This is a genomic window from Undibacterium sp. YM2, from assembly GCF_009937975.1.
Classification (GTDB): domain Bacteria; phylum Pseudomonadota; class Gammaproteobacteria; order Burkholderiales; family Burkholderiaceae_D; genus Undibacterium.
The window spans coordinates 1057212-1077931 of the sequence record NZ_AP018441.1 but is presented as its reverse complement, the minus strand read 5'-3'; the positions used below and the strand labels follow the sequence as shown (position 1 = coordinate 1077931).

The following is a 20720-nucleotide window of genomic DNA, read 5'->3' as shown; positions in this document are numbered from 1 at the left end:
ATTTTTCTTGCGTATTTTCTTGCTTATTTTCTGCTTACTTATTTTTCTTGCTTGTTGACCATACTGGCCGCAACACGTATCGCCACCAACATGCTGCTGACATCAGCATGCCCCGTGCCTTTGGCCGCCAGGTCAAGGGCTGTACCATGATCGACCGAGGTGCGTATCAGCGGCAGACCAAGTGTGATATTCACTCCCAGCCCAAAACTCGCATGCTTGAGCACCGGTAAGCCCTGGTCATGGTACATCGCCAGTATGCAGTCTGCCTGCTCCAGATATTTTTGCTGGAACAGGGTATCTGCTGGATAAGGGCCGCTGACCTGCATGCCAGCTTCTTGCGCTTTTTTGATGACGGGCGTGATGACTTCAATTTCTTCCATGCCCAGGTAACCGTTTTCACCCGCGTGCGGATTCAGGCCAGCCACCAGGATGCGTGGATTTTCTATGCCAAATTTGCTGCGCAAGTCGGCATGGATGATTTCCAGAGTCTTCCACAGGTCATCAAACTGTATGGCATCAGCAACTTTACGAAGTGGCAAATGCGTGGTTGCCAGCGCCACCCGCAGGGCTTGCGGCAAATGCTCATTGGCTTCACTGGCCAGCATCATGACAACGCGGCCAGTATAGGTTTTCTCGGCGAAATATTCGGTATGACCGCTAAAAGCTACACCAGCGTCATTGATGGTGCTTTTTTGCAAAGGGGCAGTAACTACGGCTTCACACCATTTGCGCTGCACGCTTTCAATAGACACATCCAGGGTATGCAAAACGGCACGGCCATTGCGCGGGTCCAGCTGACCGGCAATCACAAACGCACTCAGAGGACAATCGATAATGGTCAGGCGTTCATTGCCAGAGGCAGGCAGGCCCTGGTGCCGCAAGGCTTGCAGGGACACACCCATCATGCTGATGGCAGGATCAAGCTCGGCTGCCAGCATGGACAGATAGGCAGCATCACCTATCAATACCGACCTGACTTCATGCCTTAACTGCCAGGCAGCCCGTATCGCAATTTCAGGCCCTATGCCAGCCGGTTCGCCTACGGTTACCGCGATGACCGGCAAACTGGGCTGTGGCATTATTTTTCTTCCAGGCGGAAATCAACATAGGCACGGTCGCGGATTTCGCGCAGCCAGTCTTGCAGCGCTTCATCTGATTTGCGCTCGCGCACAGCCTGGCGGGCAGCGATACGTTGCCTGTCTTTCGACAATTCATCGGCCTTGCGCTCTGTCACCTGGATCAGGTGCACACCAAATTGTGTGGTCACCGGTTCACTGATCTGATTGATGGCAAGCTTGTCCATGGCTTGCTCAAACTCAGGCAAAGTGGAACCAGGGTACAACCAGCCCAGGTCACCACCTTTGGAGGCAGAACCATCTGCAGAGTGGGTCTTGGCCAGGTCTTCAAAAGTGGCTTCCTTGGCTTCTATCTTGCGCTTGAATTCCAGCAATTTCTTGCGTGCCTCATCTGCAGTCACAATCTGGCTGACCTTGATGAGAATGTGGCGCACATGGCTTTGCTGTTCAGCAGCGGCAGCCTTGGTGTCGTTCATGGCACGCTTGCCATTGACTTTGACGATATGAAAACCATTCGGGCTGCGCACGATATCAGAGAATTCACCCACCTTGACCTTGCTGATGGCATCGACAAACAATTGCGGCAAACGGTCTTGCTCGCGCCAGCCTATGTCGCCGCCTTTCAAGGCTTCTGAGCTGTCTGAGTAAGTGACGGCGGTCTTGCCAAAATCTGCGCCTTCACGCAATTTTTTCAAGACTTCGTCAGCGCGGGCGCGACGTGCGGCGATTTGTTCAGCAGAGGCTTTTTCAGGAATGCTGATCAGGATATGTGCCAGATTCAATTCCTGCTTGGCGGCTGCCTTGTTGTTGGCTTCGGCTGCCAGGTAGTTATCGATCTCGGTTTCAGATACCTGTATCTTGCTATCGACTTCACGCTCACGTATGCGTTGCATGATGATATCGTCACGAATCTGTTCACGGAACTTCGCATACGAAGTGCCTTCACGCTCGATCTGGTTACGGAACTCTTGCAAGCTCATCTTGTTTTGCTCTGCCAGGCGCAACATGGTGCGGTCGAGCATGACATCATCTACCCGCATGCCATTTTCTTTGGCCAGCTGCATTTGGGCGCGGTCAGTGATCATGCGTTCCAGCAATTGCTTTTGCAACACGGCGCGGTCAGGCAAGGGTGTGCCCTGCTTTTTGAGCTGCATTTCTATTTCCAGCATGCGTGCATCCAGTTCCTGCCGGGTAATTACTTCATCATTGACCACAACAACGATGCTGTTGACCTTTTGCGCCTTGCTGTTTTGCGTCTTGGGAACAGCAATAGGGCTGAGTTTGACTTGCGACCAGGCTGTCGAGCTGATGAGCAGGCCAGCAGACACTGCCAGTACTGTGAATAAATTACTTTGTTTCATTTGCAATAAAGGTCGCATATTGGTCCAAAATCCTGTTAAGCCATTCCCGTGAGAGCATCAAAGCGGGCAAAAGTTGCAATATACACGTTCGCTCCGGTTTCATAAACTGCCAAGCAGAGCATGTACAGCATGTGTATTGTTAGTACAGCAAATTATTTATATACAGCAACAAGCTAGCGCTCACTGCCAGACTGGTAGCCTGAAATATTCTTTCTCAAAGCATCAATCGGGTTGGCACCAAAGCCCAGCCTGGCCAGACCATTCAACTCCAGCTGTATGGAAAAGCCCGATGTATTGTTAACGCTATTGGTGGCAAACCTTTGTGCCAGGAAGCGCAATGACCAGCAGTCAGCCTTGTATTCAAAGCCCAGCAAGCCATCTACCATCTTCTTGTCCATCATGGAGTAATTGCTTCTGCCTACCATGTACCAGCGGTCCGCCACTGGCCATTGAGCTGAGACATCGACCTGTTCCAGGCTGTTACGCTGATAACGGTATTCGAGGTTCAGTACTTTTTTCGGTGAAGGCTGCCAGTGCACGCCGTAGTTGGCACGTACTGACTGCCTGTCGGTCTGACTCAGTTGCAAAGCCATCTCGCCACTCAGTGTCGATGACAGTTTGCCAGTTGCCGCCAGCAGCAAATCTGAGCGGCTGGGGCTGACGGTATTGTCGAGCGTGACTTTTTGCGTATTGAAATAGAAGCGCTGGCCTATTGCCAGTTTCAGGCTTTCGTCCCCATTGCCTTCGATAAAGCGGGAAATCAGGGCGGCAGTAATCTGGTTGGAGTCGCCTATCCTGTCCTGGCCGGTAAAGCGGTTTTCACTGAAAATCTGGGCGAAATTAAAGTCGGCGACCGCGCTGTCAAAGTTGGGCATGCGCGACTGGTCGCGGTAAGGGGTATTCACATAAAACAGCCTGGGCTCCAGCGTCTGGGTCAGTGCCTTGCCAAGCATCTCGGTCTTGCGTTCAAACACCAGCCCGCTATCCACCGAGAAAGTTGGTACTACGCGATGGAAATCAGCTTCCTTGCCTGGTTCAGGATTCACCAGATGATAGTTTGTCGCATGGAAAGAGATTTTCGGGATGACAAAACCACCAGCCTGCACCAGAGGCACAGAAATCTGGGGATTGAACACTGCCCTGTCACCACGCACCAAGGTCGGATGCCAGAAGCGCGTCAATATGCTGTCCATGGACCAGTCCAGCCCGGCAATATCGTGTTGCTCGGCATGCAATTGCAATTGCGGCAGCCTGTCATAGGGGCGCGCTATCGGCGCAGCCAGATCCTGCAAGACCTGGTAATTTGAGGTCCTGAGTGCCAGGCTCCAGAAAGAACCGTAATAAGTCAGATTGGCTTCGCGCAACAGCAGGCGTTGCGCAGTCTTGGTTATCGTGCGTGAGAAATCTGCCGGGTAATCATCGTCAGATGCTGAGTTGATATTCCAGGAAAGTTCCAGTTGCGGCAGTAATTTTTGCTGGTGTATGGAGGCGACCGCATAACGGTTAGTGCCTGTGACACGGTCACTGAGCAAACCTTCGACACTGGTTTCACCGGCATAGGTCTCACCCAGATAACGCCCCTCTATCCCGAGTTGCAGGCCGCGCCTGGCGATCATTTTGGGGTAGAGCGTCAAATCACGGTTAGGTGCAATATTAAAATAATAAGGAAGTGTGATTTCAGGGCCGCCCTTGGATGACGCCCCCAGTATCGGCGGCAGCAAACCGGAATGACGTGCGCCCGACAAAGGGAAGGTCAACGAGGGCGTCGCCAGGATAGGCATGCCTTTGAAATACAACACTGACTTGCCAGCCACGCCCTTGTCGAGGCCTGTATCAAGGCTCAGGGTATCTGATTGCAGATACCAGTCAGGGTCCAGGCCTTCGCATGTGCTGTAGGTACCGCGCGTGATCAGGGAACGCTCTTCATCCTGAAAATCGATGCGTGCGGCGTGTCCCTGGGCATTATTGCGCAAGAGTTTATAGATGGGATTGGCGACATAGCCGGAACTGGCATCAAGCTGCATGCGCAAGGCATCACCCTTATAGCAGTCGCCGTAACGTGTCATGCGGACTTTACCGCTGGCTTCAACTTCGTCTTCGAGATTGCGGTACATCGCCTCATCTGCATTGATGCGGGTGCCGCCTTTGACGACTTCTACATCATGCTCAAACTTGATATAGCGCTCTGGCATCCCAGAGAAATTACCGGCCCGGACAGTCACAGGTGCATTTTTGTCATCCTGCTTTTGCTTTTCGCTCAGCTTCTCCAGTTGCTTCTGGCTGGGCAGAGACTCTTTGGACGACTTGTCGTCGGTCTGAGTTTGCAGTGGTGACGGTATAGGGGTTGCCAGCTGTGTTGGAGCCTGAACTTCATCCGGCTTGGCTGTGACGACGTTCTGAGCCATCGCCTGAGAAAAGTAGGCGGGCACCAAAACCGACACCAGAATTGCCGGGATAGTAGGAAACAACAGCGGTGAGTGAGATAATACGGGTTTCCTGCGCATGAATTCAGTGGTCAATAAGCGTTTTGCCAACAATGCTGGACGATGTCATACAGACAATATGCCAGAAATCAGTCGCCTATTATAGGTTAAATGCTGGCAAAACCACTTGAAGTATGCAGACAAACTAACTTCCATTACTATTTATACATGTCTTCTACAGCAATCCCAGGGAATTCTGCAGCATCTGCAGCGATCTCCCCCGAAAAAGAGCAACGCAAGCAAACGCTGCAAACCTGGCTTGCCCGCCTGAATGGGCATGCCATGAAGCTGGACAGCATGCGTGCAGCATCTGCCGATGCCAGCTTTCGCCAATATTATAGAATTGACACTGAAGATGGTAGCAGCCTGATCGCTGTCGATGCACCGCCCGCGACCGAGAATACCGCAGCCTTTATCAAGATGGCGAATCTTTTGAAAAGTATCAACCTGACTGTGCCTGAAGTACTGGCACACGATCTGGAGCAGGGTTTCATGCTGGTCACCGATATGGGCATGCACACCTATGGCCAGATCTTGAACAGCGACAATGCCCACAAACTGTATCTGGATGCGATAGACAGCCTGATCCTGTTTCAGGCGCAGAGCCAGGCCGATGTCCTGCCTGAATATGACAGACCTTTCCTGCTGCGTGAATTGAATATTTTCAAGGAGTGGTATGTAGGCAAGCACCTGGGTGTCACGCTCACCGATGCGCAAACTGCCACACTGGACAAGGTATTTGATCATTTGCTGGCCAGCGCACTGGCACAGCCACAAGTATATGTGCACCGCGACTATCACTCACGCAACCTGATGTGGATGGACAAGGGCAATCCCGGCATCATCGATTTCCAGGATGCCGTATATGGCCCGATCACCTATGATCTGGTGTCGCTGTTGCGCGACGCCTATGTACAGTGGGATGAAGAAATCGTGCTCGACTGGGCCATACGTTACTGGGAAAAAGCCCGCCGTGCAGGCTTGCCGGTAGCACCGGACATCGACAGTTTCTACCGCGATTTTGAATGGATGGGCTTGCAGCGCCACCTCAAAATCCTTGGCATTTTCGCCCGCCTGTCACACCGTGATGGCAAGCACCATTACATCGCTGATATTCCGACTGTCATGGAATATGTGCGCAAGACTTCGCATCGCTACAAGGAACTGATCCCGCTGTTGCGCCTGCTGGATGAACTGGAAGACAATGCGCCGCAAGTTGGCTACACCTTCTAAGGCGGAGCAATAAAAATCATGAAAGCCATGTTACTTGCCGCCGGGCGCGGCGAACGTATGCGTCCATTAACCGATGCCTGCCCCAAGCCTTTGTTGAAGGTGCGCGGCAGGCCGCTGATAGTCTGGCATATCCTGAACCTGGTCAAAGCAGGTATCACCGAGATGGTCATCAATCATGCCCACCTCGGCCACATGATAGAAGATGCTCTCGGTGACGGTTCACGCTTTGGGGCAAAGATACAATACTCAGCCGAAGAACAGGCGCTGGAAACCGCAGGCGGTATTACCAAGGCCCTGCACTTGCTGGGTGAAGATCCCTTTATCGTGGTATCCGGCGATATCTATATCCCCCACTTCAATTTTGCGGAATGCCTCAATACCCTGGAAGAAAATGACCCCTGGGGTAATCCACATCCTGCAGACAAACGCGATATTGCCTGGTTGTATATGGTGAAAAACCCCAGCTTCCATCCGACTGGTGACTTTGCCATGACACTGATGGGTTTGTCGAATGAAGGCACGCCAAGACTCACCTTTGGCAATATAGGCGTGTATCGCCCTGAAATGTTTGCATCGATACGCCCGGGTGACCATGCCAAGCTTGGCCCTTTGCTGCGCGAATACATAGATGCAGGCCGCATAGGCGGCGAGCTGTACCGTGGCGAATGGCATAATCTGGGCACACCAGATCAGCTCGAAGCACTGAACGCACCATTGAATTTCAAAGGATAAGCATGAACAACACCGCCACTGACTATTCTGCACGTCGCCAGCAACTGATGGCGCAGATGCAGGCGCAAGGTGGTGGTGTGGCAGTCATACCAACTGCCCGTGAATGGATACGTAATAACGACAATCACTTTCCCTTCCGCCACGACAGTTATTTTTATTATCTATCCGGTTTCACTGAACCGGAAGCGGTGCTCGTGCTTGTCGCCACTGCGGACAAACAAGAATCGATTTTGTTTTGCCGCGAAAAAAATCCTGAACGTGAAATCTGGGATGGCTTTCGTTTTGGGCCAGAGGCAGCCGCCAAAGAATTTGCCTTCGATGCAGCTTACCCCATAGACATTCTGGCAGACAAACTGCCAGAATTACTCAGTGATGCACGCACATTGTTTTACAGCACCGCGCAGGAACCGCACATAGACAGCCAGGTACAACAGAGCCTGCAAGCCGTGCGTGACAAAGGTCGCAGTGGCATCAGGGCACCAGGCATTACAGTTGATGTACGCGCACTCGTCGATGAAATGCGCCTGTTCAAGGATGCGACAGAAATCGCGCTGATGCAACGCGCTGCCAGTATTTCTGCCGAAGCACACGCACGCGCCATGCGCAGCGCCAGGCCAGGCAAATTTGAATACGAACTGGAAGCAGAATTACTCTATGAATTCCGCCGCAATGGTGCGCAGGCACCGGCCTATGGTTCCATCGTTGCTACCGGTGCCAATGCCTGCATTTTGCATTACCAGAGCAATCAGGCGCAGATCAAAGATGGTGATCTGGTATTGATTGACGCCGGCTGCGAATTTGACAGCTATGCATCCGACATCACCCGCACCTTCCCTGCCAATGGCAAGTTCAGCCCTGCACAAAAACGCCTGTACGAAATCGTGCTGGCGTCACAGCAGGCCGCGCTGGAATGTGCACGACCAGGTTCTGTGTATATGAATGGTCACCATGCAGCAGTACGCGTGCTGACTCAGGGCATGCTCGATACTGGCTTGCTGGACAAGAACAAGGTCGGCAGTCTTGACGATGCGATTGCCAGTGCCGCCTTCCGTCAGTTCTACATGCATGGTACCGGCCACTGGCTGGGTCTGGATGTGCATGATGTTGGTGACTATCGAGAAGCACTGAAAACTGGCGATACCCGGGCGTATCGCCAACTGCAGCCTGGCATGGTCATCACCATAGAGCCGGGCATCTATGTGCGCCCTGCAGAAGGCGTGCCGGAAGAATACTGGAACACAGGGATACGCATAGAAGACGATATCCTGATCACGGCAGACGGGCATTTGAATCTGAGCCGTGACACCCCAAAAACAGTGGCTGAAATTGAAGCAGAAATGCGTGCGCGCTGAAAGTGCTGAATTAAATGACTCACACCATCAATGATGTCGATATAGCGATTTGTGGCGCAGGCCCTGCTGGCCAGGCTCTGGCCTTGTTATTGCAACAGCAGGGTTATGCGGCTGAGCGCATTGCTCTCTACGATGCCAAGACTAGCGAACAGGCAGAACAGGATGCACGCTCCATTGCCATTTCCTATGGCAGCAGGCAAATCCTGCAGGCGGCTGGTGCATGGCCGGTCAGGGCCACAGCGATACAGGAAATCCATGTTTCACGCCGCGGCCATTTTGGCCGTAGCATGATGCGGGCTGCTGACTATGCAGTGCCTGACCTGGGGTATGTAGCACGCTATGGCGACATCATACGGCCACTGCAGGCAGCCATCAGCAAAAGTGGCATACGCATACAGAGGCCGGCAAGTGTCAGCAATATCGAAGAAGCTGCTGACCATGTGCGCCTGACACTAATCCATGCAGACACTGGAGAAACCAGCCATGTCAGCGCCAGCATCGTGATACAGGCGGAAGGCGGTACTTTTGGTGATCAGGAACAGCGTAGCCAGCGCCATGATTATCAGCAAACCGCCATCATCGCCCACGTCAATACCGATGCTCAGATAGCAGGGCGCGCATTTGAACGCTTTACCGAGCAAGGCCCGCTGGCCTTGTTGCCGCAAGAAGATGGCTATGCCCTGGTCTGGTGTGTACGCCCTGAGCAGGCTGAGCATTTGCTGGCACTGGATGAGCAGGGTTTCAAACAAGCCCTGCAAACTGCCTTTGGCCATCGCCTTGGCAACTTCATCAAAACCTCGGCACGCTTGTCTTACCCGCTGGGCCTGAACGCCCAGGCGCATGCAACGGCACGCACAGTTGCTATCGGCAATGCCGCGCAAACCCTGCACCCGGTAGCGGGACAAGGTTTGAACCTGGGCTTGCGTGACAGCATGGTATTGGCACGATCACTGACACGGCATTTGCATGACACGGCCAGCAGCGATCCTGCAGGGGCCTTGCAAGCCTATCAGGCAGAACGCCAGGCCGACAGAAAACTGACCATACGCATCACCGACAGCATGGCCCGCGTATTTGCCAGCAGCCCTGATGGTTCGTTCAGCCAGACCTTGCTGGGCCTGGGGCTGGGTGCGCTGGATATGGTGAAGCCAGCAAAACGCATGCTGGCAGAACAGATGATGTTTGGCTGGCGCTGATATCCTCAGACTAATCGTACAAGGTCCCTATGGCCAGCGGCTTGCTGGTCGCGATGATTTTTCCTGACGCTGGCCAGTCAGAAAACTTGTAGAGAGCTACCCTGTACTTGCCCATGGAGTCATCTTCAAATGGCTGGCCTTCACTCAGAGGCAAATCACGCGGTTGCTGTACAGCATCTCTGAAGCTGATGGCAATCTTGCTATCATTTTTGTTGTCATTGAGTGCATAGATGAACTTGATGCCAGCACACTTCTTGCCTATCAAGCGTATGCGATACCCCGATTCGCGCTGGGCGCTGATCAACTGTTCGCAGGCAGTACGCAGTTCTGCAAGATCGTAAATACCATCTTCGCGCTCCTTGATGGAATAGCGTCCGCTGAAGTAAAACTGCCCTTGCGGACGATTCAGACGCAAGACGGCATCTTCATCATAAGCCTGTTTCAACATGGGCATGCTGACGCGGCCCATGGCATCCACCGCAATATCTAGTCTGGTCTTTTCTCCACTGAGTTGAAGCCGCAAACCAGTCATCGAGATATCCCTGGCATTTGCCGAGGGACGCAGTTGCATATGCGCCTGTATCAAGGGCCGGTCGCGAGTATAAGTCGCAAAGAAATTATAGGCTTTGTAGGCATGGCGATAACTACCCCACTCTGCATTGCGTAGTGCGGCAATTTCCACTTGCTGAACTTCTTCAGCAATGATCTGGCCAGGGATTGCGGCAAGGAGTAATAACAGGTAATACTTCATCAAAGAGCAGGCAGAGCAGCACTGGGGCCAAAGCGTGCATTCTAGAGCATCCCGATTCAATTACGCCGGGCTTGAAAGGGAATTTTCAAACCATGACTTCTGGCACTCCCCATGAGGTATCGCTTAGCGTAAAATTGCGCCGCTCACCCACATGCCCTGGCAAGCAAATTCAGTCGTAGTTTCAGTCGCTCTTGATCACAAGGCCCTCATTGAAGAAAGTCATACTCAAGTTTGCTCGCCATCGCGCAGTCATTGCGGGTGTAGCGTTGAGCCTTTTCATTGCAGGTCTGGAAAGCCTGCTATTGTGGCTACGCGGTGCACAGGCCGACGACATGCACAGCCTGCTTGGTCAAGCCGCAATCTGGACAGCCACACAATTTAGCCCAGCGCCCAGCCTGACCAGGGCCGGATCAGACAGAAATGAGCTGATTCATTCTTTATTTTTCTACAGCTATACGCTATTCAGTCTCGGGTTTGCGGTCTTGCTATGGGTGCGCACCCGCCATGTCCATCTCCTTGCAGCAGATAAGCCCGCCAGGGCCGCAGATACGATATCGCTGTCATTGCAGCTGGCTATAGGGCTGGGCGTCAATTCTGCTTTTTTATATATAGTCGCCGCTGAACTGGCTTTTCTCTATCCACTCAGGAAAAGCTTGCTGTGGCTGCTTATACAAATGCTGCTGCATGCAGGCATTGCCATCTGGTCTGCCGCTGCTGTCATCGATACAGATGCAAATATGCGTATCTTCCTGCTGTATCAGGGTGGTGAACTGGTCTTGCAAATCATGGTGTTTGCAGCATGCCATGTCAGCGTACTGGAGCGGCGTGGCCGTTTGCAACTGGCCAAAGCCAATGCAGAATTATTGGCAACACAATCCTTGCTGACAGAAACTGTGCGCGTCTCTGAACGCATGCGCATAGCCCGTGATTTGCATGACATTGTCGGGCACCACCTGACAGCCCTGAACCTGCATCTGAACCTGGCCTTGCGACAAACAGAAGAAGCCAGGCTGGAGTCACTGAACCTGTCTTCAGAACTGGCGGGTAGTTTGCTGGCCGAGGTCAGGGATATCGTTAGCAATGAAAGGCGCGAACAGGACATAGATTTGCGCCATGCACTGGAGAGCTTGTGCGCAGGTATTCCGCAACCCAAGATACAACTGAGTTTTACCGGAGCACTCAAGCTGCACACGCCTGCCGGCGCGCATACCTTGTTTTGCTGCATACAAGAATCCATCAGCAATACCATGCGTCATTCGCTCGCCACTGACATGCGCATAGACCTGACGTCGAATGAAAGTGGGAAAGCAATACAAGTCCTGATACATGACAATGGCCAGGGCTGCCAGCAATTAAAAGAAGGCAATGGTTTGCAAGGCATGCGCGAAAGAATTGCAGAACTTGGCGGCAGCTTGCTCGCCACGAATCATCCCGAAGCTGGCTTCATGCTGAAGATCAATATACCCAATGAAAGGACGCCGGCATGATAAAAGTGATTCTGGTCGATGACCAGATGCTGGTGCGTAGTGGCATACGCGGCTTGCTGAATCTGACCGACGATATCCGAGTCGTTGCTGAAGCTACCAATGGCAAGGAAGCGATTGCCGTCATCCGGCAAACCCAGGCTGATGTGCTCTTGCTCGATGTACGCATGCCTGTATGTACCGGCATAGAATTACTGCAAACCCAGAGTGACTTGCCCCCGACCATACTGCTGACGACTTTCGATGATGATGATGTGCTGTTTGCTGGCATGCGCGCAGGTGCCAGGGGATTTTTGCTCAAGGATATTTCGCCGGAAAGACTGGCCGAAGGCATACGTCGTGTCGCGACGGGTGCCACCTTGTTCCGCCCTGCATTGACAGAGCGTAATCGTGCATCCTACGAAACCCCAGGCACCACCAAAGCCAGTGAAGACAAACGCCTACGTGACAGCCTGACAGAACGTGAAATCGAAACCCTGGCCCTGATGGCGGCAGGATTGAATAATCATGAAATTGCAACGGCAATGGGCCTGGGAGAGGGAACCATCAAAAACCATGTGTCCAGTATCTTGTCCAAATTAGCTGTACGTGACCGCATGCGCGCCGCCTTGCGTGGTATAGAACTTGGCTGTATTTGATATGAGCAAGAAAAAAGCCTTGCTGCTATTTTGCTGCATTTCATGTCACATGGTGCAAGCGCAAACCCCTGACATGATGCCTGAAGGCTCTACCGACATCAACCTGGGCATGGCGGCACTCATCGCACCCAGCTATGAAGGAAGCGACAAGCAAAAATTTTACTTGCTGCCCTTTGCTTCGGTGGTGTGGAGTAATGGCGTTTTTCTCGCGCCTGGAGAAATTGGCCTGCGCCTGCCCTCACCACAACATCTGCAATACGGTCCCTTGCTGAGTTATGAATTGCAGACAAATCGCGCTGACCGAAATGCATCTTCATCACTGGTGTTTACACCGGGTGCTTACTTTAATTATCGTCTCGACCATCGCCTGGGTTTACGCTCGCGCCTGGACTATGGCGCTGGCACACAGCGTCAGGGCATACGCCTGCATCTGGCAAGCTGGTTCAACATGCCTCTGGCACCGCATCAGAGCCTGTCAGCGGAAGTGGGCCTGACTCTGTCGAATAAACACTATATGCAATCATATTTTGGCATCAATCCCGAACAAGCACAGTACACTGGCTTGCCTGCATACAACGCCACAGCAGGCATCAAGAACACCTCTTTGCAAGTGGGCTGGAATATGGAATTGAGTCCGAAATATGATTTCTCCACACGTATAGGTATCAATCGATTATGGGGCAGTGCCGCCAGCAGCCCGCTGACAACGAAAACGAATACTGTCAGCTTGCTGACCTCACTGACTTATCACTATTGAGCTGTGGATGCTTGTTTCTTCGTGCTTGTTTCTTTGTGCTTATTTCTTCGTGACTATTTCGTTGCAAGACCCGGCTCTGCCTGCAACGAAATCCTGATGCTATCGTTAGCGATTAAAACTGGTAACGGATACCAGCCGACAATCCATTCATATTGAACTTCATGTTTTTTTCCTTTGCGATGCCAAAACTTTCCAGTTCCAGTGTCAGGGCAAGATTTTTGGTGAGCTGATAAGCAGTTCCTAGCGCGGCATACAAACCCGCCTTGTCAGTGGATGCACTCAGTGCACGCAACTCGCCCGCGCCAGTAAAGTGAGTATTCATGTGGGTAGCACCCAGCTTACCAAACAGCGACCAGTCCTCGGCCAGGGACATGCTGCCCTTGGCTGCGACATACCAGGCATTGGCACGGGTAGTCACTGTAGAGCCTGATCCAGGCACAGGATCTATCGTGGCTCTGCCAAAATTCTTATAACCCAGCTCTACTCCCAGATTCTGGTTAGCCTCATAGCCAACAAAAATCTTCAGGGGCATGGCCTTGTCTTTGCTGCTGAAATCATTTTGCGTGCCAGCGTCATTAAAATTAAGACTGCTGGAGTAGCTTCTGCCGACGGCGGCGCCGACATAGACATCCTGAGCATGACTGGCACTGCTCAAGGTAGCTGCAAAAACCAGGGGTAAGCAGAAAATACGTTTCATTGTTGAATCCTCTAAGATGAAAGAAAGATTTTTGCCGCGCTGGCGAAAATCCTTCTCACCAGGCCAGATTGCAAAAACAAGGCTAGCTTAGGGGATGGACTGTGGGATCAACAGTGCCAGAAGTCATGGTTGGACTGGCTGCTGTGAGTTTGAAATATTGATCTGCCCGGTGTTGTTGGGCGTTTGAATAAGCAGCTATCCATCAAATTGATGGATAGCTGCCTTTCTGGTCAAGCGTAGATATGAGAAGAATATTAGTTTCTGATTTCCAGAGCGCGATTCAAACTCAGTGCGGCTACCGAACATGCTGCGCCTGACAACAGGTAGAGACTGACATATTCCAGCCCGAAATGGGACGACAGCCCCAGCGCCACCAGTGGAGCGAAACCTGCACCCACCAGCCATGCCAGGTCAGATGTCAGGGCAGCGCCGGTATAGCGGTATTTGGGAGAAAAATTAGAGGTCACAGCACCAGATGCCTGCCCGTACGACAGTCCCAGTACGCCAAAGCCCAGCAAAATAAAAATATCCTGACCAAGCTCACCACCGTCCATCAAGGCAGGAACGAAGCCACTCAGCACGGCTATCATCAATGCCAGCGCAAATAACATTTTGCGACGGCCAATACGGTCGGCAATCAGGCCAGAAATAACGATACCCAGCATCATCAATACTGCACCTACCATCTGAATTTCCAAAAACTCGCTCAGCGAACGCTTGGAATAAATCGTGATCCAGGACAAGGGGAACACGGTAACAAGATGGAACAGTGCGTAACTGGCCAGGGCTGCGAGCGCACCTATCAGCAGGTTACGACCTTGTGAGCGGGTCATTTCGATGATATTGGTAGGCTCCAGCTCGCGCTCGTCGAGCAAATGCTTGTATTCATTAGTTGAGACCAGGCGCAAGCGGGCAAACAGGGCAACCACATTGATTGCAAATGCGACATAGAATGGATAACGCCAGCCCCATTCAAGGAAGTCTTCAGTCGACAGATTGGCAACCATGTAGGCAAACAGGCCCGCTGCGATCATGAAGCCTACCGGTGCACCCAGCTGCCCCAGCATCGCATACCAGCCACGCTTGTTTTCGGGTGCGTTCAAGGCCAGCAAGGAAGGCAGACCATCCCAGGAACCACCCAGCGCCAGCCCCTGCCCTATACGTAACAAGGACAACAAGACGATGGAAGTTACACCCAGATGCGAATAGGTTGGCAGGAAAGCAATGCCAGCAGTAGATACACCCAATAAAACCAGAGCGATGGTGAGCTTGGCTTCACGTCCGAGTCGCTTCTGGATTTCCATAAAAGCTACTGTGCCAAACGGACGTGCCAGAAAAGCAAATGAAAAGATCACGAAGGCATACAGTGTGCCTTCCAGTCTTTGTTCAAATGGAAAGAAAACCTGGGGGAAAACCAGCACTGAAGCCAGTGCATAGACAAAAAAGTCAAAATATTCCGAGGCCCGTCCTATGACGACGCCGATGGCGATTTCGCCGGGTGCAATGGAGGAATGATCGGAATGACTGTTTTTGATATTCCTGATTGCAGTATCTGCCATGGAGCTGGAGGGCAGTTCATTTTCATTGGTGCTGATGCTGGCCATGATGGTCCCTCAAATTGTCTCAAAATTTATAGTCTGGCTCCTGTGCGATCTTCATTTCTGATGCTTATTTGAAAACTAGGACAAAACGTCCAATCGCCAAGGCCTTTTTGTAAAGGTACATTAGCACAAATTTCTATAATCATTGACCTATCTCAATATGATTCCCTCATTTGCACGACGCGGATTTGCTGTTTTTTCTGCAATTTTGTTGGCGGGTTGCAACACGGTGGTAATGAATCCCTCAGGTGATATCGCCGCTCAACAAAGCCATCTGATATGGGTGTCCACCCTCTTGATGTTACTGATCATCGTACCGGTGATCTTTTTGACCATATTATTTGCCTGGCGTTACAGAAAAAATAACACCTCAGCAAAGTACGAACCTGACTGGGATCATTCCACCCAGCTTGAGCTCGTGATCTGGGGAGCGCCGCTGCTGATCATCATCGCCCTGGGCCTGATCACCTGGATCAGTACGCATACGCTGGACCCTTACCGCAAGCTGTCACGCCTGGACGAAAACCGCCCTCTTCCTGCCGACGCCAAGGTACTCAACGTTGAAGTTGTGGCCCTGGACTGGAAATGGCTGTTTATTTACCCTGACCTTGGCATTGCCACGGTCAATGAGTTGGCTGCACCAGTAGATGTGCCTGTGCGCTTCAAGATTACCGCATCGAATGTCATGAATTCCTTCTTCATCCCTGCACTGGCTGGTCAGATCTATGCCATGCCAGGCATGCAGACAACGCTCAATGCAGTGATTAATAAGCCGGGTGAATTTGATGGCTTTTCCGCCAATTACAGTGGTGCAGGTTTCTCTGACATGCGCTTCAAATTCCACGGCATGAGCACGCAGAATTTTGAGCAATGGGTGCAAGCGGCCAAAGCCAAGACGCAGACACTGGACCGTGCGACTTATCTGAAACTGGAAAAACCGAGTGAGCGTGAGCCAGTGCGTCATTACGCCAGTGTTGATGCGGATTTGTATCATGCCATTTTGAATCGCTGCGTTGCCACAGGTGAAGTCTGCATGGACAAGATGATGATGAGCGATGCAAAGGCAAATGCCAGGGCTTATGCCGCATCTGATGCGAAAATGGATTTCAGTAATTTGTTCACGCAGCGCCTGGAACAGGATAACGCCGCTCGCACAGCACGCTTGTTGGCCTATCTGGACGCTGACATTTGTAAAGCATCTCCTGAAATGTCCTCCAAAGCGTTCCCCGAAGTGCCCCCTCTTATCATTGGAAGTAAATGATGCAAGACCATATCGATTTGACGAAGCTGATCTTCGGCCGTCTCTCCTGGGATGCGATTCCCTTTCACGAACCTATTTTGCTGGCAACCTTCGCAGGTGTCGCGCTTGGTGGCATTGCGCTGCTTGGGGCGCTGACCTACTTCCGCCTGTGGGGCATGTTGTGGCGCGACTGGTTCACCAGTATCGACCATAAAAAGATAGGCATCATGTATGTGATTTTTGCCATTGTCATGTTGCTGCGCGGCTTTGCTGACGCCCTCATGATGCGCTTGCAACAGGCAATTGCCTTTGGTGATACGGCAGGTTTCCTGCCACCGCATCACTACGACCAGATCTTTACCGCGCATGGCGTGATCATGATTTTCTTCGTGGCCATGCCTTTGGTGACAGGTTTGATGAACTATGTGGTACCACTGCAAATCGGTGCACGCGACGTTGCCTTCCCTTTCCTGAACAATTTCAGTTTCTGGATGACCGCATTTGGCGGTGGCCTGGTCATGGTGTCCCTGTTCGTTGGTGAATTTGCCCGCACTGGCTGGCTCGCATATCCGCCGCTGTCCGGCATCATGTCCAGCCCGGATGTAGGCGTGGACTACTATATCTGGTCATTGCAGATTGCTGGTGTCGGTACTTTGCTGTCGGGTATCAACCTGATCGCCACCATCATCAAAATGCGCGCGCCTGGCATGACGATGATGAAGATGCCGGTGTTTACCTGGACTGCGCTGTGCACCAACGTACTCATCGTTGCAGCCTTCCCTGTGCTGACTGCGGTACTCGGCATGTTGTCACTTGATCGTATGTTTGGCACCAATTTCTTCACTAATGATCTGGGAGGCAACTCCATGATGTATGTGAACCTGATCTGGATCTGGGGTCACCCTGAGGTTTATATCCTGGTCTTGCCTGCATTTGGTGTGTTCTCTGAAATCGTCTCGACTTTCTGTAGCAAGCGCTTGTTCGGTTATACCTCCATGGTGTATGCGACCGTGGTGATCACCATCCTGTCCTACCTGGTGTGGCTGCATCACTTCTTCACGATGGGGTCGGGAGCGAGTGTCAATTCCTTCTTCGGTATCACCACCATGATTATCTCTATCCCTACCGGAGCGAAGATATTCAACTGGTTGTTCACGATGTACCGTGGCCGTATCCGTTTTGAATTGCCGATGCTGTGGACCATGGGTTTCATGATCACTTTCGTTATTGGTGGCATGACCGGTGTCTTGCTGGCGGTACCGCCTGCTGACTTTGTCTTGCACAACAGTCTATTCCTGATTGCCCACTTCCATAACGTGATTATCGGTGGAGTGTTGTTTGGCATGTTTGCGGGTATCAACTACTGGTTCCCCAAGGCTTTTGGTTACAAGCTTGATGATTTCTGGGGCAAATGCTGCTTCTGGTTCTGGACTATCGGTTTCTATTTTGCCTTCATGCCCTTGTATGTACTGGGCCTGATGGGTGTGACCCGTCGCCTGAGCCATTTTGAAGACCCATCCCTGCAAATCTGGTTCCAGATCGCCGCTTTTGGTGCCGTCCTGATTGCACTGGGCATTGCTTCCTTCATCATCCAGTTATATGTCAGCTTCAAGAATCGTGCATCACTGCGTGACTTCACTGGTGACCCATGGGGTGGCCGTACGCTGGAATGGTCTACCTCATCTCCACCGGCAGACTACAACTTTGCGTTTACACCCAAAGTGTATGACAACGATGCCTGGGCTGATATGAAGAGCAAGCAATACCAAAGGCCTACAGATGGTTTCGTACCTATCCATATGCCCAAGAATACCGGTGCTGGCTTCATCATCGCCTTGCTGAGCGCAGCCTGTGGCTTCGCCCTGATCTGGCAGATGTGGTTGCCAGCGGTGCTGGGCTTTGTCGCCATGATGGCTGCCATCATCGTTCACACCTTTAATTACAAGCGTGATTACTACATCCCAGTTGCTGATGTTATCCGCACAGAAGAAGAACGCAGCCGTCTGGCAGGTGCCGCCCATGTCTAATACTGCAACTATCCCTAACGAGGGCACGAACTTGAATACCAGCGCAACTTCGCAGGCTCGCACTTTTGCCAGCAGCGATTTCTATGTCAAGGAACACCATCCGGAAAACGGCACCCTGCTCGGCTTCTGGCTTTACCTGATGAGCGATTGCCTGATCTTCGCCTGTCTGTTTGCTACCTATGCGGTATTGGGCCGCAACTATGCAGGTGGCCCTACCGGTGCAGAATTGTTTGACCTGCCGCTGGTAGCCGTGAATACCTCCCTGCTGCTGTTATCGTCGATCACGTATGGCTTTGCCATGCTGGAAATGCAGCGCAAGCGTGTCAAAGCTACCTTGATCTGGCTGGCGATTACCGGCTTGCTGGGTGCAGGTTTTATCAGTCTGGAACTGTATGAATTTGCCCACCTGATACACGAAGGTGCGGGCCCACAACGCAGCGGCTTTCTGACCTCCTTCTTTGCCCTGGTAGGCACGCACGGTCTGCACGTGACTTTCGGTATTATCTGGCTGATTACCCTGATGTTCCAGATAGGCCGCCATGGCCTCACGCCTGAGAACGGCAGGAGACTGATGTGCCTGTCGATGTTCTGGCATTTCCTGGACGTGATCTGGATCGGTGTATTTACCTTTGTTTATTTGATGGGAGTCTTGCCATGAGTGCACACCAAGAACACACGGCACATGGCCACGATCATCACGATGATCATCATGAGCACACGCACGCCAGTCATGGCAGTCTGAAAGACTATGCAATGGGATTTATCCTGGCAGTGATTTTGACTGCGATTCCCTTCTGGCTGGTCATGGGCAAAGTCATGAACAAATCGAGCACCACAGGCATGGTCCTGCTGGTATTTGCCGCGATACAGATCGTCGTGCACATGGTGTATTTCCTGCACATGAACAGTAAATCCGAAGGTGGCTGGACCATGCTGGCCCTGCTGTTTACCGGCATGCTGGTATTTATCATGATGAGCGGATCACTGTGGGTCATGTATCACCTGAATCACAATATGATGCCAGGCATGATGCATGAAACAGAAACAAAACCGCAATCGATCAATGCCGCCCCCATGTCCAAACCTGCTGCGGACAATATGAAGTCCATGCCATCCATGCAATGAAAAAGCAGGAACAAGGAATTGCCGGGAAAGCGGCTGACCTGACACCAAAGTCAGGTCAGCCTCCCTCATCTCCCCGTCACTCCCGCTTATTCAGACTGAGCTTCACGGCCTGCATGGCAGTCATCTTTGCAGGCTTCATTTCACTGGGTACATGGCAGGTACTGCGCCTTCAATGGAAACTCGATTTGATAGAGCGGGTTGAACAACGCGTACACGCAGAGCCAGTCCCCATTCCCGGTTTTTCACTATGGCCACACATTAATGCCAGTGCGGACGAGTACCGCCATGTGCAGGTCAGTGGCGTTTTTCTGTATGAGAAAACCATACTGGCGCAAGCCACGACAGAACTGGGAGGCGGTTTTTGGGTCATGACGCCGCTGGCGACAGCAGATGGCGCTACGATACTGATCAACCGTGGTTTTATCCCGGAAAAAATGGCTGCATCTTACCGGACATCTCCAGAGAAAGATCGCCTCACCACAACTGCTGCCGGCACCATGCAGATCACCGGCCTGTTGCGCATGACCGAGCCGGGTGGAGGCTTTTTAAGGAAAAACGATCCCGCTGGCAAGCGCTGGTATTCGCGCGATGTGAGCGCCATTGCGGTAGCAACAGGTTTGACCAGGCCAGCCCCTTTCTTTATCGATGCCGACGCAAACCAGGCCAGCAGCAAGCTCAATGCTCAGCAAAATGAAGCCTCAGCCAACGCCCCTGTCGCGGGCCTGACCGTGATTCATTTCCACAATAACCATTTGATTTATGCCGTCGTCTGGTTCTCGCTGGCAGCCATGACGGCAGTAGCCTGGTCATATGTCATGCGGGACAGAAAAAATACCGACGCCGCCAAGACAGGGAATACCGCATAACCAGGCTGGAATTGCAAATTTAATATACCGCCCATGATCTGTTAGCATGCACTAAAAAGCACAATAACGGGACATGGCAAGCATGATAAGAAAAATACTTC

At 52.1% G+C, this 20720-nt stretch carries 18 protein-coding genes; 12 read left to right on the top strand and 6 right to left on the bottom strand.

Annotation, left to right across the window (positions count from 1 at the left end):
- Positions 1–38 precede the first annotated feature (38 nt).
- The 3 genes from pdxA to UNDYM_RS04950 all read right to left on the bottom strand — a co-directional run bounded on the left by pdxA (position 39) and on the right by UNDYM_RS04950 (position 4941).
- Complete coding sequence (gene pdxA, locus UNDYM_RS04960) at positions 39–1079, bottom strand: 4-hydroxythreonine-4-phosphate dehydrogenase PdxA (RefSeq protein ID WP_162040048.1); 1041 nt, start codon at positions 1077–1079, stop codon at positions 39–41.
- Positions 1079–2455: a peptidylprolyl isomerase gene (locus tag UNDYM_RS04955; protein WP_162040047.1), complete on the bottom strand. Its 1377-nt coding sequence runs from the start codon at positions 2453–2455 to the stop codon at positions 1079–1081. Before UNDYM_RS04955 ends, pdxA begins: the two co-directional genes overlap by 1 nt.
- A gap of 155 nt (positions 2456–2610) precedes the next feature.
- Positions 2611–4941, bottom strand: a complete 2331-nt coding sequence (locus UNDYM_RS04950) for an LPS-assembly protein LptD (protein ID WP_232063697.1) — start codon at positions 4939–4941, stop codon at positions 2611–2613.
- Between the two features lie 261 nt (positions 4942–5202).
- Between UNDYM_RS04950 and UNDYM_RS04945 the strand changes: the two genes are divergently transcribed.
- The 4 genes from UNDYM_RS04945 to UNDYM_RS04930 are packed head-to-tail and all read left to right on the top strand — an operon-like array spanning position 5203 to position 9433.
- A complete protein-coding gene (locus UNDYM_RS04945) occupies positions 5203–6153 on the top strand; it encodes an aminoglycoside phosphotransferase family protein (RefSeq protein WP_232064081.1) in 951 nt (316 codons plus the stop codon).
- An 18-nt stretch (positions 6154–6171) separates the two neighbouring features.
- On the top strand, positions 6172–6885 hold the full coding sequence (gene murU, locus UNDYM_RS04940; RefSeq protein ID WP_162040043.1) for an N-acetylmuramate alpha-1-phosphate uridylyltransferase MurU: 714 nt from the start codon (positions 6172–6174) through the stop codon (positions 6883–6885).
- 2 nt (positions 6886–6887) lie between these two features.
- A complete protein-coding gene (gene pepP / locus UNDYM_RS04935) occupies positions 6888–8237 on the top strand; it encodes a Xaa-Pro aminopeptidase (RefSeq protein ID WP_162040042.1) in 1350 nt (449 codons plus the stop codon).
- 14 nt (positions 8238–8251) lie between these two features.
- Positions 8252–9433 (top strand): FAD-dependent monooxygenase, encoded by a 1182-nt coding sequence (locus UNDYM_RS04930; RefSeq protein WP_162040041.1) that lies wholly within the window; start codon positions 8252–8254, stop codon positions 9431–9433.
- A 10-nt stretch (positions 9434–9443) separates the two neighbouring features.
- Here the strand turns inward: UNDYM_RS04930 and UNDYM_RS04925 are convergent, their stop codons facing one another.
- The gene (locus tag UNDYM_RS04925) at positions 9444–10184 is read right to left on the bottom strand and encodes a hypothetical protein (protein ID WP_162040039.1); all 741 of its coding nucleotides are present in this window, start codon (positions 10182–10184) and stop codon (positions 9444–9446) included.
- A 209-nt stretch (positions 10185–10393) separates the two neighbouring features.
- Here UNDYM_RS04925 and UNDYM_RS04920 point away from each other — a divergent pair, with 209 nt between their 5' ends.
- The 3 genes from UNDYM_RS04920 to UNDYM_RS04910 are packed head-to-tail and all read left to right on the top strand — an operon-like array spanning position 10394 to position 13063.
- Positions 10394–11671: a sensor histidine kinase gene (locus UNDYM_RS04920; RefSeq protein WP_162040037.1), complete on the top strand. Its 1278-nt coding sequence runs from the start codon at positions 10394–10396 to the stop codon at positions 11669–11671.
- A complete protein-coding gene (locus UNDYM_RS04915; RefSeq protein WP_162040035.1) occupies positions 11668–12306 on the top strand; it encodes a response regulator transcription factor in 639 nt (212 codons plus the stop codon). The genes UNDYM_RS04920 and UNDYM_RS04915 overlap by 4 nt, the downstream gene beginning before the upstream one ends.
- Position 12307: 1 nt before the next feature.
- Positions 12308–13063, top strand: a complete 756-nt coding sequence (locus UNDYM_RS04910) for a MipA/OmpV family protein (RefSeq protein WP_162040033.1) — start codon at positions 12308–12310, stop codon at positions 13061–13063.
- A gap of 112 nt (positions 13064–13175) precedes the next feature.
- On the opposite strand, the gene UNDYM_RS04905 is transcribed toward UNDYM_RS04910, so the two are convergent.
- Positions 13176–13760 (bottom strand): outer membrane beta-barrel protein, encoded by a 585-nt coding sequence (locus UNDYM_RS04905; RefSeq protein WP_162040031.1) that lies wholly within the window; start codon positions 13758–13760, stop codon positions 13176–13178.
- A 254-nt stretch (positions 13761–14014) separates the two neighbouring features.
- Positions 14015–15319 (bottom strand): MFS transporter, encoded by a 1305-nt coding sequence (locus UNDYM_RS04900; RefSeq protein WP_232063397.1) that lies wholly within the window; start codon positions 15317–15319, stop codon positions 14015–14017.
- 202 nt (positions 15320–15521) lie between these two features.
- Here UNDYM_RS04900 and cyoA point away from each other — a divergent pair, with 202 nt between their 5' ends.
- Genes cyoA through UNDYM_RS04875 form a run of 5 tightly spaced genes read left to right on the top strand, consistent with a single transcriptional unit; the run spans position 15522 to position 20619 of the window.
- Positions 15522–16622 (top strand): ubiquinol oxidase subunit II, encoded by a 1101-nt coding sequence (gene cyoA, locus UNDYM_RS04895; protein WP_174244924.1) that lies wholly within the window; start codon positions 15522–15524, stop codon positions 16620–16622.
- Complete coding sequence (gene cyoB, locus UNDYM_RS04890; protein WP_162040028.1) at positions 16622–18628, top strand: cytochrome o ubiquinol oxidase subunit I; 2007 nt, start codon at positions 16622–16624, stop codon at positions 18626–18628. The genes cyoA and cyoB overlap by 1 nt, the downstream gene beginning before the upstream one ends.
- Complete coding sequence (gene cyoC / locus UNDYM_RS04885) at positions 18621–19286, top strand: cytochrome o ubiquinol oxidase subunit III (protein WP_232063239.1); 666 nt, start codon at positions 18621–18623, stop codon at positions 19284–19286. Before cyoB ends, cyoC begins: the two co-directional genes overlap by 8 nt.
- Positions 19283–19753: a cytochrome o ubiquinol oxidase subunit IV gene (cyoD, locus tag UNDYM_RS04880; RefSeq protein ID WP_162040027.1), complete on the top strand. Its 471-nt coding sequence runs from the start codon at positions 19283–19285 to the stop codon at positions 19751–19753. The genes cyoC and cyoD overlap by 4 nt, the downstream gene beginning before the upstream one ends.
- Complete coding sequence (locus tag UNDYM_RS04875) at positions 19750–20619, top strand: SURF1 family protein (protein WP_232063695.1); 870 nt, start codon at positions 19750–19752, stop codon at positions 20617–20619. Before cyoD ends, UNDYM_RS04875 begins: the two co-directional genes overlap by 4 nt.
- Positions 20620–20720: the final 101 nt, after the last annotated feature.